Origin of the sequence: Rhizobium sp. G21 (genome assembly GCF_014158035.1) — a bacterium.
Lineage (GTDB): Bacteria > Pseudomonadota > Alphaproteobacteria > Rhizobiales > Rhizobiaceae > Rhizobium_E.
Genome location: NZ_JACFXW010000001.1, coordinates 2,256,232 through 2,275,387 on the forward strand (window position 1 = coordinate 2,256,232; position 19,156 = coordinate 2,275,387).

General features: G+C 63.8%; 16 protein-coding genes and 2 pseudogenes. 9 read left to right on the forward strand and 9 right to left on the reverse strand.

Annotated elements, in window-relative coordinates:
- Positions 1-101: 101 nt before the first annotated feature.
- From H2O14_RS11500 to H2O14_RS11510, 3 genes and pseudogenes are all read right to left on the reverse strand, one after another.
- A complete protein-coding gene (locus H2O14_RS11500; protein WP_312858591.1) occupies positions 102-500 on the reverse strand; it encodes a VOC family protein in 399 nt (132 codons plus the stop codon).
- Positions 497-2,089: a murein biosynthesis integral membrane protein MurJ gene (murJ, locus tag H2O14_RS11505; RefSeq protein ID WP_182827762.1), complete on the reverse strand. Its 1,593-nt coding sequence runs from the start codon at positions 2,087-2,089 to the stop codon at positions 497-499. The genes H2O14_RS11500 and murJ overlap by 4 nt, the downstream gene beginning before the upstream one ends.
- Positions 2,086-4,946: pseudogene (locus H2O14_RS11510) on the reverse strand ([protein-PII] uridylyltransferase). The gene murJ and the pseudogene H2O14_RS11510 overlap by 4 nt, the downstream one beginning before the upstream one ends.
- Positions 4,947-5,172: 226 nt before the next feature.
- Here H2O14_RS11510 and H2O14_RS11515 point away from each other — a divergent pair.
- Together H2O14_RS11515 and H2O14_RS11520 are read left to right on the forward strand one after the other, a co-directional pair.
- A complete protein-coding gene (locus tag H2O14_RS11515) occupies positions 5,173-6,456 on the forward strand; it encodes an FAD-binding oxidoreductase (protein ID WP_182827763.1) in 1,284 nt (427 codons plus the stop codon).
- 37 nt (positions 6,457-6,493) lie between these two features.
- Positions 6,494-8,037, forward strand: a pseudogene (locus tag H2O14_RS11520) (aldehyde dehydrogenase family protein).
- Positions 8,038-8,117: 80 nt separating this feature from the next.
- On the opposite strand, the gene H2O14_RS11525 reads toward H2O14_RS11520, so the two are convergent.
- Genes H2O14_RS11525 through H2O14_RS11535 form a run of 3 tightly spaced genes read right to left on the reverse strand, consistent with a single transcriptional unit; the run spans position 8,118 to position 10,840 of the window.
- Entirely contained in the window at positions 8,118-9,305 is a 1,188-nt protein-coding gene (locus tag H2O14_RS11525) for a pyridoxal phosphate-dependent aminotransferase (RefSeq protein WP_182827764.1), read from the reverse strand.
- A gap of 4 nt (positions 9,306-9,309) precedes the next feature.
- The gene (locus H2O14_RS11530; protein ID WP_182827765.1) at positions 9,310-9,963 is read right to left on the reverse strand and encodes a TetR family transcriptional regulator C-terminal domain-containing protein; all 654 of its coding nucleotides are present in this window, start codon (positions 9,961-9,963) and stop codon (positions 9,310-9,312) included.
- Between the two features lies 1 nt (position 9,964).
- Entirely contained in the window at positions 9,965-10,840 is an 876-nt protein-coding gene (locus H2O14_RS11535) for a dimethylarginine dimethylaminohydrolase family protein (protein ID WP_182827766.1), read from the reverse strand.
- Between the two features lie 199 nt (positions 10,841-11,039).
- Between H2O14_RS11535 and H2O14_RS11540 the strand changes: the two genes are divergently transcribed.
- From H2O14_RS11540 to H2O14_RS11555, 4 genes are all read left to right on the forward strand, one after another.
- Positions 11,040-11,813: an ABC transporter ATP-binding protein gene (locus H2O14_RS11540; RefSeq protein ID WP_182829346.1), complete on the forward strand. Its 774-nt coding sequence runs from the start codon at positions 11,040-11,042 to the stop codon at positions 11,811-11,813.
- Between the two features lie 23 nt (positions 11,814-11,836).
- Positions 11,837-12,619, forward strand: coding sequence for a transporter substrate-binding domain-containing protein (locus H2O14_RS11545; RefSeq protein WP_182827767.1), 783 nt, complete (start codon positions 11,837-11,839; stop codon positions 12,617-12,619).
- Positions 12,620-12,682: 63 nt separating this feature from the next.
- The gene (locus H2O14_RS11550) at positions 12,683-13,414 is read left to right on the forward strand and encodes an ABC transporter permease (protein ID WP_182827768.1); all 732 of its coding nucleotides are present in this window, start codon (positions 12,683-12,685) and stop codon (positions 13,412-13,414) included.
- Positions 13,411-14,202, forward strand: a complete 792-nt coding sequence (locus tag H2O14_RS11555) for an ABC transporter permease (protein ID WP_182827769.1) — start codon at positions 13,411-13,413, stop codon at positions 14,200-14,202. Before H2O14_RS11550 ends, H2O14_RS11555 begins: the two co-directional genes overlap by 4 nt.
- A gap of 231 nt (positions 14,203-14,433) precedes the next feature.
- Here H2O14_RS11555 and H2O14_RS11560 read toward each other — a convergent pair whose 3' ends face one another.
- Together H2O14_RS11560 and rpmB are read right to left on the reverse strand one after the other, a co-directional pair.
- Positions 14,434-15,072 (reverse strand): VUT family protein, encoded by a 639-nt coding sequence (locus H2O14_RS11560; protein WP_182827770.1) that lies wholly within the window; start codon positions 15,070-15,072, stop codon positions 14,434-14,436.
- Positions 15,073-15,189: 117 nt separating this feature from the next.
- Positions 15,190-15,474, reverse strand: coding sequence for a 50S ribosomal protein L28 (rpmB, locus tag H2O14_RS11565; protein ID WP_137153917.1), 285 nt, complete (start codon positions 15,472-15,474; stop codon positions 15,190-15,192).
- A gap of 240 nt (positions 15,475-15,714) precedes the next feature.
- Between rpmB and H2O14_RS11570 the strand changes: the two genes are divergently transcribed.
- The 3 genes from H2O14_RS11570 to gluQRS are packed head-to-tail and all read left to right on the forward strand — an operon-like array spanning position 15,715 to position 18,270.
- Entirely contained in the window at positions 15,715-16,491 is a 777-nt protein-coding gene (locus tag H2O14_RS11570) for a DUF3108 domain-containing protein (RefSeq protein WP_246697581.1), read from the forward strand.
- A gap of 22 nt (positions 16,492-16,513) precedes the next feature.
- Entirely contained in the window at positions 16,514-17,401 is an 888-nt protein-coding gene (locus tag H2O14_RS11575) for a DMT family transporter (protein WP_182827772.1), read from the forward strand.
- A gap of 2 nt (positions 17,402-17,403) precedes the next feature.
- Positions 17,404-18,270 carry a tRNA glutamyl-Q(34) synthetase GluQRS gene (gene gluQRS, locus H2O14_RS11580; protein ID WP_182827773.1) on the forward strand — a complete coding sequence of 289 codons (867 nt, stop codon included), beginning with the start codon at positions 17,404-17,406 and terminating at the stop codon, positions 18,268-18,270.
- On the opposite strand, the gene H2O14_RS11585 is transcribed toward gluQRS, so the two are convergent.
- The gene (locus tag H2O14_RS11585) at positions 18,241-19,140 is read right to left on the reverse strand and encodes a YihY/virulence factor BrkB family protein (protein ID WP_182827774.1); all 900 of its coding nucleotides are present in this window, start codon (positions 19,138-19,140) and stop codon (positions 18,241-18,243) included. The genes gluQRS and H2O14_RS11585 overlap by 30 nt on opposite strands.
- Positions 19,141-19,156 lie beyond the last annotated feature (16 nt).

The window sequence follows — 19,156 nt, forward strand, 5'->3', positions numbered from 1 at the left end:
TAGGGAACGCTGTTCTCAACGCTCCGGGCTTGTGGAGGGCCCCAAGGGCCAAAGGCCCAGGTTGCTAACGGTCGCGCTTATGCACGGCGCATGCGACGGGATCAAGAAGATTTGGCGTGCTGGATCAGGTCCCAGAGATTGCCGAAGGCGTCGCGGAAAACGGCGACGGTCCCGTAGGGTTCGTGACGCGGCTCCTCGAGGAACGTCACGCCGCGGCCGAGATAGAGCGCGTGATCTCTCGCGAAGTCGTCGGTCGACAGGAAGAAGCTGACGCGGCCGCCGGTCTGGGCTCCGATGGCCGCCTGCTGATCCGCTCCATCGGCCTGGGCGAGCAGCAGGCCCGCGCCCTCGCTCTTATCGGGCCGCACCACGACCCAGCGCTTGCCGTCGCCGAGCGGCTGATCCACGGAAAGTTCGAAATCCAGCGTGTCGCGATAATAGGCGATGGCCGCGTCGTAATCGGGAACCACCAGCGTGGCGAGAAACAGGCTGCGCATCACTCCTCCGGGGCTGTGGGCGGCGGGGTCGCCGCGCCGCGCTTGATGTTGCGCCGGAGCATGCCGAGGCTGGCGCCGCCGATGGCGAAGGCGACGGCGAAATAGACGACCATGGCGACGCCGATCAGCGTGAGCACGGCGCCGACCTGTTCGAACAGTCCGCTTTCGGCGCGGATATAGGGGGCTGCGTAGCGCGAGGCGTATTCCACCGCCGCGGCCATGATCAGCGCGGCGATGATGAGTCTCACGACGCGCCAGGCCATGGCCGGCTCGATTTCGAGATGGCCGCGCCGCCACAGCGTGATCCCTAGCAACAGGGTCGAGATCCAGCCCGAGGCGACCTCGGCGGTGGCGATGCCGCGTTCGGCGATGAAGGGAAAGAGCGAGACGGCGAGCGCGCAGTTGACGCCGACGGCGATCATGGTGAAGCGCATCGGCGTCTTGGTGTCCTCGCGGGCGAAGAAGCCTGGATTGAGGCCCTTGATCATCACGAAGCCGGGCAGGCCGAGGCCGTAGATCGCCAGGATCGAGGCGACGGTGGCGGTCATCGAGGGATTGAAGGCGCCGTGTTCATAGACGACGCGGATGATCTCGTCCGACAGCACCCAGATGCCGGCCGCCGCCGGCAGCGTCAGGAACAGCACGAATTCCAGCGACCGGTTCTGGATGTTGGAGGCTTCCTTGAGATGGCCGGCGCGCAAGGCGCGCGACAATTCCGGCAGCAGCACCACGCCGACGGCGACGCCGACGACGCCGAGCGGCAACTGGTAGATGCGATCGGCATATTGCAGCGCCGCGATGGCGCCGTCCTTGGTGGAGGCGATCATCTGGCCGATGAGCTGGTTGATCTGGGTGATGCCGCCGGTCACCGCCGCCGGCAGGGCCAGCACCAGCAGCCGCTTGACGTTCGGCGTCATGCGCGGCCAGCGGAAGGTGATCGACATGCCGGCATGCAACACGCCGAGATAGAGCACCGCCATCTGCAGGAGGCCTGCGCCGAGCACGCCCCAGGAGAGATACCAGGCGGTGGCGAGCGGATCGGCGCCGGTCCAGAGCCCGTAGCCGAGCGCGCCGATCATCATGACGTTCAAGAAGACGGGCGCGATGGCGGCGGCGAAATAGTGATGCAGCGAATTGAGCATGCCCGACAGCATCGCCGTCAGCGACATGCACATCAGATAGGGAAACATCACGATCGCCAGCTTGACCGTGACTTCGTATTTCTCCGTTCCGGGCTCGAAGCCGGGCGCAATGACGGTGCGCACGATCAGCGGCATAGCGAGCTCCATCACGATGGTGATGAGGAGCAGCACGGTGAAGAGGACGCCGAAGACTTCTTCGGAGAAGCGCTTGGCGGCTTCCTTGCCGCCGCCCTCGATTTCCTTGGCAAAGAGCGGCACGAAGGCGGCGTTGAACGCGCCCTCGGCGAACAGACGCCGAAAGAGATTGGGGAAGCGGAAGGCGGCGTAAAAAGCGTCGGCCATCGGCCCCGTGCCCAACGCCGCCGCCATCATGGTTTCGCGCGCGAAACCCATGAAGCGGCTGCCGAGGGTGGCGCCGCCCACCGTCATGAATTTCTTGACGAGGCTCATGCGCTTGGGGCCGGTTTGCGGACGCCCTTGGGCTGAAGCGGCGTGACGACGCCGGGGGCGACGCGGGATGCGCCGTCCTCCCCTTCAGGCATGACGGATTTCAGCCGGGCGGCGATCAGCGCCTGGCGGTTTTCGGTGGTGATCTTTTCGCCGGTCAGGTCGGTGACATAGAAGGTGTCGATGACCTTCTCGCCGAAGGTGGTGATGCGGGCGGACGCAATGTCGAGCGAGAGGTCGGCCAGCATCGAAGTGATGTCCGAGAGCAGGCCGGGCCGGTCGAGGCATTCGATCTCGATGACCGAAAAGCGGTTCGACAGACTGTTGGAGATCGTCACCGAGGGTACGATGGTGAAGGTCTTGTCGCGCTTCTTGCCTTTGGTGCGCGCGGCGATCACCTCCGGCAGACGGCGCTTGCCGGAGAGCACATCCTCGATCATGCGGGTGATTGTGGTGGCGCGGCGCAGCTCGTCCTCGTCGTCCTTGAACTGACGGCTGACATGGATCGTGTCGAGCGCGCGGCCGAAGGCTGTGGTGAAGATCTGGGCGTTGACGATATTGGCGCCGGCCGCGGCGCAGGCGCCGGCGATGATCGCGAGCAGGCGCGGATGGTCGGGCGCAAAGACCGTAATTTCGGTGATGGCGTGGAAGGCGTCGGTGCGGGCCATGGTGGCCAGCGCCCGGCCGTCCTTGTCGACGTCACGGATGAAGCCGGTGTGACGCACCTGGTCTTCGAGCGGCACCGACAGGAGATAGGGCGCGTAATGCATGCGGACATAAGCCTTGCGCTCGCTCTCCGGCCAGTCCGACAGCGCATGCGCCAGCTTGTCGCGCGCATTCTGAACGCGCTCGGTGCGGGTGACTTCGGAGAAGCCCCGGCCAAGACCAGTTCGGTCTCGTAGTAGAGGATGCGGAGCAACTGACCCTTCCAGCCGTTCCAGACGCCGGGACCGACAGCGCGGATATCGGAGACGGTGAGGATCAGCAGCATTTTCAGCCGCTCGAGCGACTGCATGCGCATGGAAAAATCGTTGATCGTCTTCCAGTCGTTGAGATCGCGCGTCTGGGCGACCATCGACATGGTCAGATGTTCCTGGATCAACCAGGCGACCATCTCGGTCTGCTTGGGAGACAGGCCGAGACGCGGGCAGAGCTTGCGGGCGACCTTGGCGCCGGCGATGGAATGGTCTTCGGGACGCCCCTTGGCGATATCGTGCAGGAGGGTTGCGACATAGAGGGTCTCGCGATCCTCGATCGTCTTGATGAGCTGCGAGGCGAGCGGATGCTCTTCCTTGCCCTCGCCTTTCTCGATCTTCGAGAGCACGCCGACGGTGCGGATGAGATGCTCGTCGACCGTATAGTGATGATACATCGAAAACTGCATCATCGAGACGATCTTGCCGAATTCCGGAATGAAGCGGCCGAGAACGCCGGCCTCGTTCATCCGCTGCAGCACGAGCTGCGGATCGCGCCGCGTGGTCAGGGCCGACAGAAACAGCCGGTTGGCCTCGGCATTGCCGCGCAGATCATCGTCGATCAGGCCGAGCGAACGGGTAATGCTCTTCAGCGCATTGGGATGCAGCTCCAGCCCATGCAGATCCGCGACATGGAAGAAGCGGATCAGGTTGACCGGATCCTTCTTGAACACATCGGGCGCGGCGACATCGAGCCGGCCGCGATCCTCGACGAAATCGGCGGCGCCGGGGATCTTGCGGCGCCGATTGGCGAAGCGGCTGATCACGTTGGCGATTCCCGGCTGTTCCTTGGCCTGCTGGTCTTCCAGCGCGGCGCAGAGAATGCGGGTCAGATCGCCGGTGTCCTTGGCGATCAGGAAGTAATGCTTCATGAAGCGCTCGACGGCCGACAGGCCGGGACGCGACTGGTAGCCGAGCGCTGCGGCCACCTCCGGCTGGAGATCGAAGGACAGACGGTCCTCGGCCTTACTGGTGATGAAATGCATGTGGCAGCGCACCGCCCAGAGGAAGTCCTCGGCTTTCTGGAACAGCGCGTATTCGGATTTCGACAGAACACCGAGGCGGACGAGATCGGCGGTGTCGCGCACCCGGTAGAAATATTTGGCGATCCAGAACAGCGTGTGCAGATCGCGGATGCCGCCCTTGCCTTCCTTGACGTTCGGCTCGACCAGATAGCGGGTGTTGCCGGATTTGATGTGGCGGTCGTCGCGCTCGGCGAGCTTGGCGGCGACGAATTCCGGGCCGGTGTTCTTGACGATCTCGCCGTCGAAACGCGCCTCGAGCTCCTGCGCCAGCGCGCGGGCGCCGCAGATATAGCGGGTTTCGAGAATGGCGGTGCGGATGGTCACGTCGCTGCGCGACAATTTCAGGCATTCTTCGATGGTGCGGGTGGCGTGGCCGACCTTCTGGCCCATGTCCCAGAGCAGATAGAGAATGAACTCGACCGCCTTGTGGCCCGTCTCGGTCTGCTTTCCGGGCAGCAGGAAGAGGAGATCGATGTCGGAGCCGGGCGCGAGCGTGGCGCGGCCGTAGCCGCCGACGGCGGTGACGCAGAAATTGCCGCTGCCGGGATAGGCGTGGTGGGTGGCGTAATCGAAAGCGGCGGCGACGATTTGGTCTTCGAGCCAGGAGATGCGCCGGGCGCAGGCCATGCCCAGGCCTTCCGTCTTGAAGATCTCCCGCACCTTGGCGCGGCCTTCGGCATTCACCGTCCTGAAGAATGTCAGGAGCGCCGCGCGGGCCTGCTCCGGCTTACCCCTTTGCTCTGTCGCGATGGCCTCCAGGGATCGCTGAAATTCCAGCGTGTCCAGGATTTCGGGATAGTCGGCGTCGGGCGATGGGGCCACGGCCTTCTTATGCTGCATCGGGGAAACCTCGTCGGTCATGCGGTCGGATGCGCCGAGTGCGGGCCTATAGCGCGGCGCCCGGTTGAAATACAGGAAATTCTTTTCGCCTGCATTAACGCCGCCAATGCGTCGAAAATCCGATGGTAGAGAATAATCAGATCATTCCGATTCGGAATGAACTCATGCTGAAACAGCGATATTCAGGATGTTGTCGAAGCGGTAAGACCAGAGGTCTAGAGCGTTTCTCTAGAGAACAGAGGCAGCCATGCTCAACGATTCCCGCTCGCACGGTCTATGGGAAAAAACCGCTCCCGCGCCTGCTCCGACGCCTGCTCTGTCAGGCGACGCCCAGGCCGATGTCGTCATCGTCGGCGGCGGCTTCACCGGCCTATCGGCGGCGCTGCATCTCGCCCAACGCGGGACGTCGGTGATCGTGCTGGAAGCGCGCGAGCCGGGCTATGGCGGCGCCGGCCGCAATGTCGGACTGATCAATGCCGGCATGTGGGTGATGCCCGACGACCTGCCGGGCGTTCTCGGCGATCTGCATGGCGAGCGACTGCTGGACCTGCTCGGCAACGGCCCCAGGCTGGTGATGGAGCTGATCGACAAGCATGGCATCGCCTGCGAACTGGAGCGGCAGGGCACGCTGCATTGCGCGGTCGGCGACGAGGGTCTCAGGGAAATCGAAGCGCGCTGCGAACAATGGGCCAAGCGCGGCGCGCCGGTGAGCCTGCTCTCGGCGGAAGAGACCGCCCGCCGCATCGGCGCATCCGCCTATCGCGGCGCGCTTCTCGACATGCGGGCCGGCACGCTGCAGCCGCTCGCTTATGTGCGCGGCCTCGCCAAGGCGGCGCTCGCAGCCGGCGCACGGCTGTGCGGCGACAGCCCTGTCACATCGACCGAACGGACGGGATCGCGCTGGAAAGTCTCGACCGCGCAAGGATCGGTCACCGCCGACTGGATCATCGTCGCCACCGACGCCTATAGCACCGGCCCCTGGGAGCAGGTGCGCTATGAGCAGATCCACCTGCCCTATTTCAACCTCGCCACGGCGCCGCTGTCGGCTGATCTCCTGAAAGAAATCCTGCCGAACCGCGAAGGATGCTGGGACACCAAGGAAATCCTCTCCTCCTTCCGCATGGATCAGGCGGGACGCATGGTGTTCGGCAGCGTCGGCGCGCTGCGCAACGGCGGCCAGACCGTGCACAAGAACTGGGCGCGCCGGGCGCTCGCCAAGCTCTTCCCGCAACTGGGCGAGGTGGAGTTCGAAAGCGAATGGTATGGCCAGATCGGCATGACCGACAACGCCCTGCCCCGCTTTCACCGCTTCGCCGACAATGTCGTGGGCTTTTCCGGTTACAATGGCCGCGGCATTGCGCCTGGCACGGTGTTCGGCAAAGTGCTCTCGCAACTGATTCTCGGCGACATGACGGAACAGGATCTGCCGCTGCCGGTCACCGATCCGCGCGCGCCCAGCCTTCGTCCCATCAAGGAAGCCTGGTATGAGGCGGGCGCCCAGGTGGCGCATTTCGCCGAACACCGTCTCTGATCAACATTCAACGCCCTCCAACCTCCGGAAGACGATCATGACCCTTTCCACCCTCGACCTCGCCAGCGAAACCGTCCAGCTGATGGCGGCGCTCGGCGTTCCCGCCTCGCGCCTCTCCGGCGGTTCGCTCAATGTCTTCTCGCCGGTGACCGGCAAACAGATCGCCGCTGTCGCCGAAGACGATGCGGCCGCGACCGAAGCCGCGATCGACCGCGCGCATGCGGCCTTCCTCGCCTGGCGCACCATTCCGGCTCCCAAGCGCGGCGAGCTCGTGCGCCTGCTCGGCGAAGAACTCCGCGCCCACAAGGACATGCGCTCGGCCGCCTCGTCTCGATCGAGGTCGGCAAGATCACCTCGGAAGGCCTGGGCGAAGTGCAGGAAATGATCGACATCTGCGATTTCGCGGTCGGCCTTTCCCGCCAGCTCTACGGCCTGACGATCGCCACCGAACGCGGCGACCATCGCATGATGGAAACCTGGCATCCGCTGGGGGTCACCGGCATCATCTCGGCCTTCAACTTCCCGGTCGCCGTCTGGTCGTGGAATGCGGCGCTGGCGCTCGTCTGCGGCAATTCCATCCTGTGGAAGCCGTCGGAAAAGACGCCGCTGACGGCGATCGCCACCCACGCCATTCTCGACCGCGCCATCGCCCGTTATGTCGAAGCCGGCTATGCCGCGCCCGAGGGCCTGTCGCAGCTGCTGATCGGCGGCCGCGCCATCGGCGAGGCGCTGGTCGACAACAAGAAGGTGGCGCTGGTCTCCGCCACCGGCTCGACCGCGATGGGCCGTCAGGTCGGCCCGCGCGTCGCCGCCCGCTTCGGCCGCTCGATCCTGGAGCTCGGCGGCAACAATGCCGCGATCATCTGCCCTTCGGCCGATCTCGATCTGGCGCTGCGCGGCATCGCCTTCGCCGCCATGGGCACGGCCGGCCAACGCTGCACGACGCTGCGTCGCCTCTTCGTGCATGACAGCGTCTATGACGCGCTGGCGCCGCGTCTGATCAAGGCCTATGGCTCGGTGCAGATCGGCAATCCGCTCGAAACAGGCACGCTGATCGGCCCGCTGATCGACGCCCGCGCCTATCAGGCCATGCAGTCCTCGCTCGACGCGGCGAAAGCCAATGGCGGAACCGTGCATGGCGGCGGACGCGTGCTCGAAGCCGAAGGCGACAACGCCTATTATGTCCGCCCGGCGCTTGTGGAAATGCCGTCGCAATGCGGCCCGGTGGAGCACGAGACCTTCGCGCCGATCCTCTATGTGATGAAATATTCCGATTTCGACGCCACGCTCGAGCTGCACAACGCCGTGCCGCAGGGCCTGTCCTCGTCGATCTTCACCAATGACCTGCGCGAGGCGGAAGCGTTTCTCTCGGCTCGCGGCTCTGATTGCGGCATCGCAAACGTCAATATCGGCCCCTCGGGCGCGGAAATCGGCGGCGCGTTCGGCGGCGAAAAGGAAACCGGCGGCGGCCGCGAATCCGGTTCGGATTCGTGGAAGGCCTATATGCGGCGGGCCACCAACACCATCAATTACGGCCGCACCCTGCCGCTCGCCCAGGGCGTGAAGTTCGACGTCGAATAAGACCTATAGAACGCGAGTAAGAAAAAACCCTTTCCGGCCGCGCCGGAAAGGGCTTTTTCATTGGGCGATTGGCCGAAGGATCAGGCGCGTTTGGCGGCCGGCAGCAGTTCCTCGCCGAGCGTGGCGATCCTGTGCATGGCGATCTTCAGATCCTCATCCGGAACGGTCAGCGACAGACGCAAGAAATTGCGCGCCTGCTCGCCGAAGGAGTTGCCGGGCATGACCGCGACATGCTTGTCCTTCAAGAGCTTCCAGGCGAAATCCTCGCCCGACAGGCCGGTCGCGGAGACGTCGAGCAGGATGAACATGCCGCCTTCGGGCATCAGCGGCGCGATGGCGTTGGAGCCTTCCAGCGCCTCGCGGGCGATATTGGCGCGACGCCAGTAATTGTCCCGCATCACCGCGGCGGTGTCGAAATCCTGGCTGAGCGCCATGGCCGTCATGTCGGAAATGAACGGCTGGACGCCGAACAGCATGGTTTCGGACACCGGCAGCAGCCGCTCGCAGAATTCCGCCGGACCGATGGCCCAGCCGGAGCGGAAGCCCGGCGCGGCATGCGACTTCGAGATCGAGGAGACGACGATCACCCGGTCGGCGAGCGCGGGATCGTCGAAGAGCGAGGCGAAGGCCTTGTCGAAGATCAGCTCTTCATAGACTTCGTCGCAGACGATCCAGAGATCATGCTTGCGGCAGACCTCGCCGATCTCGGCGACTTCGCGCGGGCTGAGCACCGCGCCCGAGGGATTATGGGGATTGTTGAGCAGCAGCACGCGGGTGTTGGGGGTGATCGCCTTTTCGAGATCGGCGGCCTGGAGATGGAAGCGCTGCTCGGCGCGGAGCGGCACCGTGGCGAGACGCGCGCCGGTGGAGGCGACGACGCCTTCATAGGTAGCGTAGAGCGGATCGCCCGTCAGCACGACATCGCCCTTTTCGACGAGACCGAGCATGACGGTGAACAGCGCCGTCTGCGTGCCGGGGAAGCAGAGGACATTGGCGGAGGTGACGTCGTCGCGGCGCTTGCGGTATTTCTCGACCAGCGCGGCCACCACGGCGGGTTCGCCGCGGCCGTTGGAATAGCGGGTGCGGCCGGCATACATGGCGCGGGCGCATTCATCGAGCAGCGCGCGATCGGTCGAGACGTCGGGCTCGCCGATGGTCAGCTGAATCACGTCGACGCCGTCATGCGCCATCTGCCGGGCGGCGATGTGCAGCGCCCATTTGCCGGAGCCGAGCCCGTCGAGCCTTTCGGTGATGGAGGCGTAGCGCATGATGTCAGTCCTTTTTGAGAAAATGCGGATCTTCGATGGGCAGGGTCAGCCCGGTCAGGCGCTCGACGGCGAGGAGCGCGATGCGGCCCAGTTCGCCCTCGGCAAACATGTCGGCGGCCATGCAGCCTTCGAGCCAAAGGCCGTCGATGACGCCGTTGATGGCGATGGCCTGGGCGCGGCGATCCTCGGAGGTCGAGGCCTTGCCGGCGGCCTCCATGGCGTCCTTGACCAGGCTCTCGATCGTTTCGCGATAGGAGATGTAGCCCTCGCGATGAATGCCGGCCAGCGCCGGATCGACGCCGGTCTGGGCGATGAAGGTCGCCCAGAGCGCCAGCATGCGCTGGTCTATCACCGGCGGCTTGAAATTGGCGAGCACGAAGACGGAGAGACGCGCGAGCGGATCGCCCTGATGTTCGTCGGCCGAGCGCTGGGCGGTGTCGAACATGGTCACGACCACTTCGCGATAGGCGGCCTGGAAGAGATTGTCCTTGCCGGCGAAATAGTGCCGGATGAGGCCGGCGGTCACCCCGGCCCGATCGGCGATCTGGCGCACGGTCGCGCCCTGCAGGCCGAAATCGACGATGCAGTCGAGCGTGGCGGCGACCAAAGCCTGCCGCCGCGCATCCTCGCTTTCATGATGAAAGCTGCGTCGCGTCATCTCAGTCCCTTCTCAGGATCGGCCGGGTGAGGCAGGTCGGGCCGCCTTCGCAGGCGATGCAGAGCGCATCGGCCGCAAAAGTCTGGACCTCGCAGCCGGCGGCCTCCATGGCGGCCTTGGTCTTGGGGAAACCGTCGATCATGATCACCTTGTAGGGCGAGGTCGGCAGGACGTTGAGATTGAGGCCGTTGCTGTCGGCGAACTCTTCCGGCGGCGCGACGATCATTCGGATGCCGCGCTCCTTGAGAAGCAGATAGAAGCTCGCCGGTAGAAGCGGCGCATGCACGAGCGCGAGGTCCTCGGCGAGCGGCGAGATCACGCTCATCAGATGCAGGCAGGCCTCTTCGCCCTGCCAGAGCGGCAGGTCGAAGCCGAGAACGGTGACGCCGAGCGGCGCGAGAATCGTCTGAAGCTGGTCGATCCCGGCCTGATTGGAGCGAACGCCCCGGCCGATGCAGAGCGTCTGCTTGTCGAGCCAGACGCAATCGCCGCTTTCCACCGTGCCGGGCGCTTCCAGACGGCCGAGAATGGGGATACCGGCGGCGCGATAGGCGGCTTCATGCAGATACGCCTCCTGGCGGCGCAACGGCTTGCCCATGCGAAGGATTACCGCGCCCTGTTCGGTGACGAAAGACGGGTCCTGGGTGAACATCGAATCGGCGAGGCCGTCGCCCTCGTCTTCCAGCCAGAGGATTTCGGCGCCGGATTGTTCGACCAGCCGCGCGAAAGCCTGATATTGCTCGATCGCCTTGGGCGCATCGAAAGTGGGGCCGTAATGCCATTCCTGCGGATCCGCAGCGAGAAGACTCTTGCCCGGGCGTCGCATCAGAACGCGGGCGAGAGGGGTGGACATCGCCTGGGAACCATAGGCGCTCATGGAAAACTCCGAGATGGGGGACGTAAGCGGAATTGCTGCCCTGCAAGATAAATGGATTATACACTTGAATAATTGCAAAACAAGTGATTTACTTTTTCGAAAGGCCGGGCGGAGGCCAGTGACCGCACCGGCGAATGATAAGACTGGGGAACAAAAACATCACGAATGGGCGGTTGCACGCCTATGTTTGGCGGTATTTATGACAGAGACGGCGAAAGCCATCGAGGTTCACGATCTACACAAGAAATTCGGGCCGCTCGAAGTGCTCAAGGGTGTTTCGATCTCCGCTCAGCAGGGCGATGTGATCGCCATCATCGGCGGCAGCGGCTCCGGCAAATCGACCTTCCTGCGCTGCATCAACATGCTGGAATTGCCGAGCGCCGGCTCGATCCGCATTCACGGCGAGGAAATCGCGCTGAAACGCGACGGACAGGGAAATCTGCAGCCCGCCAATCGCAAGCAGGTGCAGCGGATACGCTCGCGGCTGGCCATGGTGTTCCAGAGCTTCAATCTCTGGCAGCATATGACGGTTTTACAGAACGTCATCGAAGTGCCCGTGCAAGTGCTCGGCCTCAAGCGCGACGAGGCGATCGCCAAAGCTGAAGCTATTCTGAAGCGGGTTGGCCTGTTCGAAAAACGCGACATCTATCCGGCTTTCATGTCGGGCGGCCAACAGCAGCGCGCGGCGATCGCCCGTGCGCTGGCCGTCGATCCGCTCGCCCTCCTGTTCGACGAACCGACCTCGGCGCTGGATCCGGAACTGGTGGGTGAAGTGCTCAGCGTCATCGGCGACCTAGCCAAGGAAAATCGCACCATGCTGCTCGTCACGCATGAGATGAATTTCGCCCGCAACGTGGCGAACCATGTCGTCTTCCTTCACAACGGGCTCATCGAGGAGCAGGGCCCGCCGGATCAGGTCTTCGGCGCGCCGAAATCGGACCGCCTCCGGAAATTCATCAGCTCCATCCACTGATCAACCAAAAACAGGGGAACCTCATGATCAAGGCATTGAAAACCGCAGCGCTGGCGCTCGCGGTGGTACTGGGCGGCGGAGCCGTCGCTTCGGCGGAAAGCGTCAAGATCGGCTTCATCACCGAGCCCTATCCGCCCTTCACCTCGATGGACGCTTCCGGCAAGTTCGTCGGTTGGGAAGTCGAGCTTCAGGAAGCCGTCTGCAAGCAAGCCAAGCTCGATTGCGTCATCACGCCGGTCTCCTGGGACGGCATCATCCCGGCGCTGACCTCCAAGAAGATCGATGTGATCATCGCCTCGATGTCGATCACCGGCGAACGCCTGAAGACCATCGACTTCACCGACAAATATTACAACACGCCCACCGGCGTCATCGGTCGCAAGGAAGACAGCTTCAAGCCGACCGCCGAAGGCCTTTCGGGCAAGATCATCGGCGTGCAGGTCTCGACCGTGCATGCGGACTATGTAAAGAAGCACTTCGCCTCGACCGCCGCCGAAATCAAGGAATACCAGACCCAGGACGAGGCCAACCAGGATCTCGCCGCCGGCCGCGTCGACGCCGTCCAAGCCGACGCCATCGCGCTCGACGCCTTCCTGAAATCCGAAGCCGGCGCCGCCTGCTGCGACTACAAGGGCGACGTTGCCGCCGACCTCGAAATCCTCGGCCCCGGCGTCGGCATGGGCGTCCGCAAGGAAGACACGGCGCTCAAGGACAAGCTGAACGCCGCCATCAAGGCGATCCGCGCCGACGGCACATACGAGACCTTCTCCAAGAAGTATTTCGACTTCAACATCTACGGCGATTGATCGTCATCGGCGCGGCGGCTGACCGTCGCGCCGCTTTTCCTCCCGGCGACGATTGCGATTTCGATGTTTGACGCGCTGATATCCCTTTCCAATCTCGGCATGCTGTCGCTGGAGCCGCCCGGCTGGGGCGGCGTGCTGCTCGACGGCTTTCTCGTCTCGATCCAAATCGCCATCGGCGGATTCGGGCTCGGCGTGCTGATCGGCGCGCTCGGCGCCTCCGGCAAGCTCTATGGCGGGCTCGTGACCCGGGACTTCTTGGAAGTCTACACCACGCTGGTGCGCGCCATTCCCGAACTCATCCTGATCCTGCTGCTCTATTACGCCGGCACGGATCTCGTGAACCAGGCGCTGACCGCCTTCGGCGGCAGCCCGATCGACATCAACGGGCTCGTCGCCGGCATCGTGGTGATCGGCTTCGTCCAGGGCGCATATTCCACGGAAGTCATTCGCGGGGCGATCAAATCCATTCCGCCGGGACAGATCGAAGCGGCGCGCGCCTATGGCATGGGGCCGCTGAAGATCTTCCGCCGCATCATCCTGCCGGCCATGCTGCCCTATGCGCTGCCGGGGCTCGGCAATCTCTGGATGATCGCCACCAAGGACACTGCTCTCCTCGCCGTGGTGGGCTTCACCGAACTCACGCTCGCCACAAGGCAGGCTGCCGGCGCCACCAAGGCCTATATGACCTTCTTCCTCGCGGCAGGCGCGCTTTATCTCACGCTCAGCATCGTCTCCAGCCTGATCATCCGGGCGCTCGACGCGCATTTCCGCCGCGGCATTGCGAGGCCGTCATGAGTACGGTCACACCCCTCGCAAAACCCGGCTTCTGGATGCCGCACCGCATGGTCATGGCGGCGCTGTTCATTGCGCTCATCGCATCGGCCGCGATGCTGATGCGTTGGGACTGGCTGCCGCGCTACATTCCGCTGCTCGGCCAGGGCATTCTGCGCACGCTCGCCATGCTGTTTTCCTCGGCGATTATAGGGTTCTTCTTCGCGATTTTTCTTGGGATCGCCCAGGTCGCGGGCCCTCTGCCGATCCGTTGGCTTGCCTCCGGCTTCTGCGGAGTCATTCGCGGCACGCCCCTGCTTCTCCAGCTCTGGCTCATCTACTACGGGCTCGGCTCCCTTTTCGCGCAATATCCGGAAATCCGCCAATCCTTCCTCTGGCCCTATCTCCGACAGGGCTGGCCTTACGGATTCACCGCGCTGATGATTTCATTCGCCGCCTATGAAGGCGAGGTGATGCGCGGGGCTTTCGCCGGCGTGCCCAAAGGCGAGATCGAAGCGGCCAAGGCCTATGGGATGAGCCCGTTCACGCTGTTTCGCCGCATCTGGCTGCCGCGCGCCGTACAGCGAGCGCTGCCGACGCTCTCGGGCGAAACGGTGTTGCAGCTGAAATCGACGCCGCTGGTGGCGACGATCACGGTGATCGATGTCTATGGCGTGATTTCGAAAGTGCGGCAGGAGACTTACCTCACCTATGAGCCGCTGCTGCTGCTCGCCGGGATCTATGTCTGCCTGACGGGATTGCTGGTGGTGACGTTCCGCTATCTCGAGAACAAGATCCCGGTCAAGGGCTGACCGCTGGCCAAGCACTGGCCACAAAGGTCATCTATCGAAACTCTTTAGGAAATAACCTCCCCCTCCCGGCAGAGCCGGAAGGGGGAGTTCGGGCTTTCGCCGAGTGGGCGTCTCGACCCTCCGAACCCCGCATCGGAGGGGAGACGCACCGACTGCCAAGCCATCGGCGAAAGCCTTGACCGAATGGGTCAGGTAGGGGACGCCGCGATCGGGCGTCCCGTGCTTTTGTTGTCAGGCCGTCTTTTCCTGCGACGGCATCGGCTTCAGGATGCTCATCAGCGCGCCATAGGGCAGAAGCATGAAAAGCGCGACCAGCATCTTCACCGTGAGGTCGCCCAGCGCCCAGGAAATCCAACGCGGCGCCTCCATCGTCATCACGCCGAAGATCGGGGAGACGCCGAGGGCGAAGTCGTCATTGGGGCCGAGGAAGGAGAAAAAGGCCGCAAAGGACAGGCTGAAGAACAGGGCCGTGTCGAGCACCGAGCCGAACAGCGACGCCATCAGCGGCGCGCGCCACCAGGACATGCGGCGAAGCCGGTTGAACACGCTGATATCCAGCATCTGGCCGCAGAAGAAGGCCACGCCGGAGGCGATGGCGATGCGCGGCGCAGAGAACCACCAGGACAAAGTGACGCCGACCACGAAACCGGCGATGACCACCACACGGGCGTATTTCGGCCCGAACTGGCGATTGGTCAGATCGGTAATGAGGAAAGCCACCGGATAGGTGAAGGCGCCCCAGGTCAGCAGGTCGGCGAGGTTTACGCCGAACAGCGTCCCAGCCAGCGGATACTGGACGAGGATGTTGGAGGCGACGACCACGAGGGTCATCAGAATGACATAGACAGACGTATAGCGTTGAGCCTGCATTTTTTTATCCTGGGTGATGCCACCAGTTGGAGGACGGATCTGGATCGATAAAGCACAAAGAGAAAAGGCCTGAACGACGCCGTTCAAGCCCTCATCTCATGCATGCGCAGCCTGAAATCAGGCGGCAGCCTTCTTGGCGATCTGGCGCTTCAGCAGGCGGGCGCGAACGGACAGTTCGCCTTCGTCGGCCTTGGCGAGAAACGCATCGAGACCACCGCGATGTTCGACCGAGCGGAGAGCCGCGGCGGACACGCGAAGACGGAAACGCTGGCCGAGCGCGTCGGAAATCAGCGTGACGCTGCACAGGTTCGGCAGGAACCGGCGCTTGGTCTTGTTGTTCGCATGGCTAACATTGTTTCCCGACTGGACGGCCTTGCCGGTCAATTCGCAACAACGGGACATGATATCACCTATTCTTTTTCGAGCCCTACGACATGACTTTCCGGCCCGATAGTCGGGCCCGCGCGCCGCCGGCCTGTTTTGGAAGTTGCGGTTCCATAGAGAGATGGCGCGGCCCTGTCAAGCCAAAGCGAGTGAAAGAGGCAAAAATCTCGACTCGCGGGACCCGAAACCCTGCTCACTGAACAGCGTAGAAAAACCACATTGACCGCCTAACCGGTCTCGCAAATGATCGTGACCGCCATGCAGAATCGCTTTTTCCGTCTCTTCGTCTCCGCCTTGATCGTCGCGGGCGCATCCGTCGCGCGCGCAGAAGATCCCGTCAACACGGCCGAATTCAGCATCGCGCTCTCCGGCCTGCCGATCGCGAGGGCCGAATTCATCACGACGCTGCGCGACAAGCGCTACGAAGTATCCGCCACGCTCAGAACCACCGGGCTCGCCCGCTTCATCACCAACACCAGAGCCAGGATCAAGGTCGACGGCCTTGCGGGTCGCAAGAGCTGGCGGCCGCGCGACTTCTCCTTCCACTACGATTACGGCCGCCGGTCGCGATCCTTCCAGACCCGCTTTCTGCATGATCAGGTGACCTCGTCCACGATCACGCCCAAACCCGACTACAGCAAACGCAAGAATTGGGTGCCGACCCGGCCGGAAGATCTTCGCAACGTCACCGACCCCGTGACCGCCCTCATCGTTCCCGCGGCGAGCGAGCCCTGCCGCGCCATGGTCGGCGTGTTCGACGGGGAGGCGCGAATGAATTTGCGCCTTTCCCCAAAGCGGACCGACAGGTTCAAAGCGGCCGGTTACGACGGCGAGGTGACGGTCTGCTCGATCCGCTACGAGCCGGTGTCGGGCCATCGCCGCAAGAGCAAGGACATCGATTACATCAAGCAGCTCGCCAATATCGAAATCTGGTTTGCGAAGTCGGCCAAGCTCGATGTATATGCGCCTGTCTATCTCGCCGTGCCAACGAAATATGGGGTGATCAGCATCACCGCCACGCGTTTCGAAGGATAGCGGCCGCTTTCGGGGGCTTTGAATGACTCGCGCCACGCTGATCGGTTTTTCGGCCATCCTGATGTGGTCGCTGCTGGCGTTGATGACCGCCGCCTCCGGCAAGATGCCGCCGTTCCAGATGAACGCCGTCTGCTTCGCCATCGGCGCCCTGCCCGGTCTGCTGCTGTTCGCGGTCAAGCCGGAGCGGATGAAACTGCTGCGCCAACCCGCGCCTGTCTGGATCCTCGGCATTGTCGGGCTGTTCGGCTATCACTTTCTCTACTTCACCGCGCTGCGCAACGCGCCGGCCGCCGACGCCAGCATGATCGCCTATCTCTGGCCGCTGTTCATCGTGCTCGGCTCGGCCATGCTGCCGGGCGAGAAACTGAAGGCGGTCCATATTCTCGGCGCGCTGGCGGGGCTGGCGGGCGCGGGTCTGATCGTCTCGGCGCGCTCCACGGAAGGGGCGTCCGCCTTCAGCGAAGTGCAGTTGATGATCGGCTATGGCGCGGCCCTCGCCTGCGCCTTTTTCTGGTCGGGCTATTCGCTGATCAGCCGCAAATTCGGCTCGGCACCGACCGATGTCGTGACAGGCTTCTGCCTGGCGACGTCGCTGTTGTCGCTCGTCTGCCATCTGGCGCTCGAGACGACGGTCTGGCCGGACACGGCGACGGAATGGCTGGCGATCGCAGGTCTCGGGCTGCTGCCCGTGGGCGCCGCCTTCTATACCTGGGATTACGGGGTGAAGAAGGGCAATATCCAAATCCTCGGCGTCGCCAGCTATTCGGCGCCGGTGCTCTCGACGCTGGTGCTGATCGTCGCGGGCTTCACCGAACCGTCCTGGCGCATCCTGCTGGCCTGCCTGCTGGTCACAGGCGGGGCTCTGATCGCGGTCTCGGGATCGCTGTTTTCCAAGAAGCAACCGGCCTAGACATGACGCCGGTCTTCCGCTTCGCGCCCAGTCCGAACGGAGAACTTCATCTCGGCCATGCGCTGTCGGCGATCCTCAATCACGACATGGCCCGCGAGACGAATGGCCGCTTCCTGCTGCGCATCGAAGATATCGACCCCCAGCGCTGCCGGCCGGAATTCGAGACGCTGATTTTCGAGGATCTTCGCTGGCTGGGGTTGGACTGGGAAGAGCCCGTGCGCCGACAATCCGAGCATGTCGACGTCTATCGCGATGCTTTGGAGAGGCTGCGCGGCATGGGCGTCGTCTATCCCGCCTTCCTGTCCCGCGCCGAGGTCAAGCGCCGGGTGGCGGACAGGGAGGCGCAGGGCGGCGACTGGCCGCGCGATCCCGACGGCACGCCGCTCTACCCCACCGAAGAGCGCGATCTGGACCCGGCCGTCGCGGCGGCGCGAATCGAAGCGGGCGAGCGGCATCTCTGGCGTCTCGACATGGAACGGGCGCTTGCGCGTCTCGGGTCAGAAAAGCTGGCTTGGCTGGAAACGGGGGCAGCCGCGCCCGAACACATCCCCGCCGATCCCTCTCTCTGGGGAGACGTGGCGCTGTGGCGCTGGGACGCGCCGTCGAGCTATCATCTCTCAGTGGTGGTGGACGACGCGCTGCAGGGCGTGACGCATGTGGTGCGCGGGCGTGATCTCTATTGGTCGACACCGGTTCACAGGCTGCTGCAACGCCTCCTCGATCTGCCCGCGCCGACCTATCTGCATCATCGGCTGCTCACCGACGAGAGCGGCCAGAAACTATCGAAGAGCCTGCAATCGACCGGGCTACGTGCGCTCGGGCAGGCGGGCGGGACGCCCTCAGACATCCGCCGCCGGATCGGGCTCTGAAGTGGGAGAACCGCTGATGCTGCGTTTGATCAGCCGGCGGACGCGATATTTCATCAGCGCCGCGTTGATCTCCGCGCCCAGCATCAGGATCACGCCGAGCATATAGAGAAAAACCAGCGCGATCATGATCGAGGCCAGGCCGGCATAGGTGGCGGCGTAATTGGCGAAGGTGGAGAGATAGTAGCCGAACACCTGGGCGGCCGCATACCAGGCGATGATGGTCAACACGATGCCCGGCAGCACGTCGAGGAAACTGCGCTTGCCGGCCGGCAGGAAGAGATGGGCGACGAAGAGCACGATCAGTATGGTGGCGAGCGCGCCCCAGACGCTCCAATTGTCGATCAGCGTCATCAGATCCGAGGCGATGGGAATGAAGCGGCCGGCGAAATGCACGGCGAGCGGCGCCGCCACCAGAAAGGCCGACAGCAGAACGAGCGCCATCACCGCCGCCAGCACATAACCCAGACTGATCATGCGGGTGATGTACCAGCGACGGGGATCATAGACGCGATAGGCGCGGTTCATGGAGATGCGCAGCGCCTCGACGCCGTTGGAGGCGAAGTAGAAGGCGGCAAGAACAGAGATGGTCAACAGCCCGCCGCGCGGGATGGTCAGCACCTGCACGACTTCCTTGGAAATCGGCTCGGCGATCAGAGCCGGCAGATTGTCGAAGATCAGATGCACGGCGGTTTCGGAAAATTCGTCCGCCCCCAGAAAAGATGCGAGCGTCGCCCCGAAAATCAGAAACGGGAAAATCGCGAGCAGCGCCGACAGGGCCACGTGACTGGCCATGGCCCAGCCGTCATCCTCGCTGAAATGCCAGAAGGCGTCGAACCCTACTTTCCAGGCCAGTCTTACGGCTGCCGGCATTCGATCTCCACGTCTT

Excerpts from the sequence above, each read along its gene's own strand:
- H2O14_RS11525 (WP_182827764.1), bottom strand. The coding sequence starts at position 9,305 with ATGCGCTACGCCTCCATCACCGAAAGGCTCGACGGGCTCGGCTCCGGC.
- H2O14_RS11575 (WP_182827772.1), top strand. The coding sequence starts at position 16,514 with ATGACTCGCGCCACGCTGATCGGTTTTTCGGCCATCCTGATGTGGTCG.
- murJ (WP_182827762.1), bottom strand. The coding sequence starts at position 2,089 with ATGAGCCTCGTCAAGAAATTCATGACGGTGGGCGGCGCCACCCTCGGC.
- H2O14_RS11515 (WP_182827763.1), top strand. The coding sequence starts at position 5,173 with ATGCTCAACGATTCCCGCTCGCACGGTCTATGGGAAAAAACCGCTCCC.
- H2O14_RS11540 (WP_182829346.1), top strand. The coding sequence starts at position 11,040 with ATGACAGAGACGGCGAAAGCCATCGAGGTTCACGATCTACACAAGAAA.
- H2O14_RS11530 (WP_182827765.1), bottom strand. The coding sequence starts at position 9,963 with ATGACGCGACGCAGCTTTCATCATGAAAGCGAGGATGCGCGGCGGCAG.
- gluQRS (WP_182827773.1), top strand. The coding sequence starts at position 17,404 with ATGACGCCGGTCTTCCGCTTCGCGCCCAGTCCGAACGGAGAACTTCAT.
- H2O14_RS11570 (WP_246697581.1), top strand. The coding sequence starts at position 15,715 with ATGCAGAATCGCTTTTTCCGTCTCTTCGTCTCCGCCTTGATCGTCGCG.
- H2O14_RS11550 (WP_182827768.1), top strand. The coding sequence starts at position 12,683 with ATGTTTGACGCGCTGATATCCCTTTCCAATCTCGGCATGCTGTCGCTG.
- H2O14_RS11555 (WP_182827769.1), top strand. The coding sequence starts at position 13,411 with ATGAGTACGGTCACACCCCTCGCAAAACCCGGCTTCTGGATGCCGCAC.
- H2O14_RS11545 (WP_182827767.1), top strand. The coding sequence starts at position 11,837 with ATGATCAAGGCATTGAAAACCGCAGCGCTGGCGCTCGCGGTGGTACTG.
- H2O14_RS11585 (WP_182827774.1), bottom strand. The coding sequence starts at position 19,140 with ATGCCGGCAGCCGTAAGACTGGCCTGGAAAGTAGGGTTCGACGCCTTC.
- H2O14_RS11535 (WP_182827766.1), bottom strand. The coding sequence starts at position 10,840 with ATGAGCGCCTATGGTTCCCAGGCGATGTCCACCCCTCTCGCCCGCGTT.
- H2O14_RS11560 (WP_182827770.1), bottom strand. The coding sequence starts at position 15,072 with ATGCAGGCTCAACGCTATACGTCTGTCTATGTCATTCTGATGACCCTC.
- rpmB (WP_137153917.1), bottom strand. The coding sequence starts at position 15,474 with ATGTCCCGTTGTTGCGAATTGACCGGCAAGGCCGTCCAGTCGGGAAAC.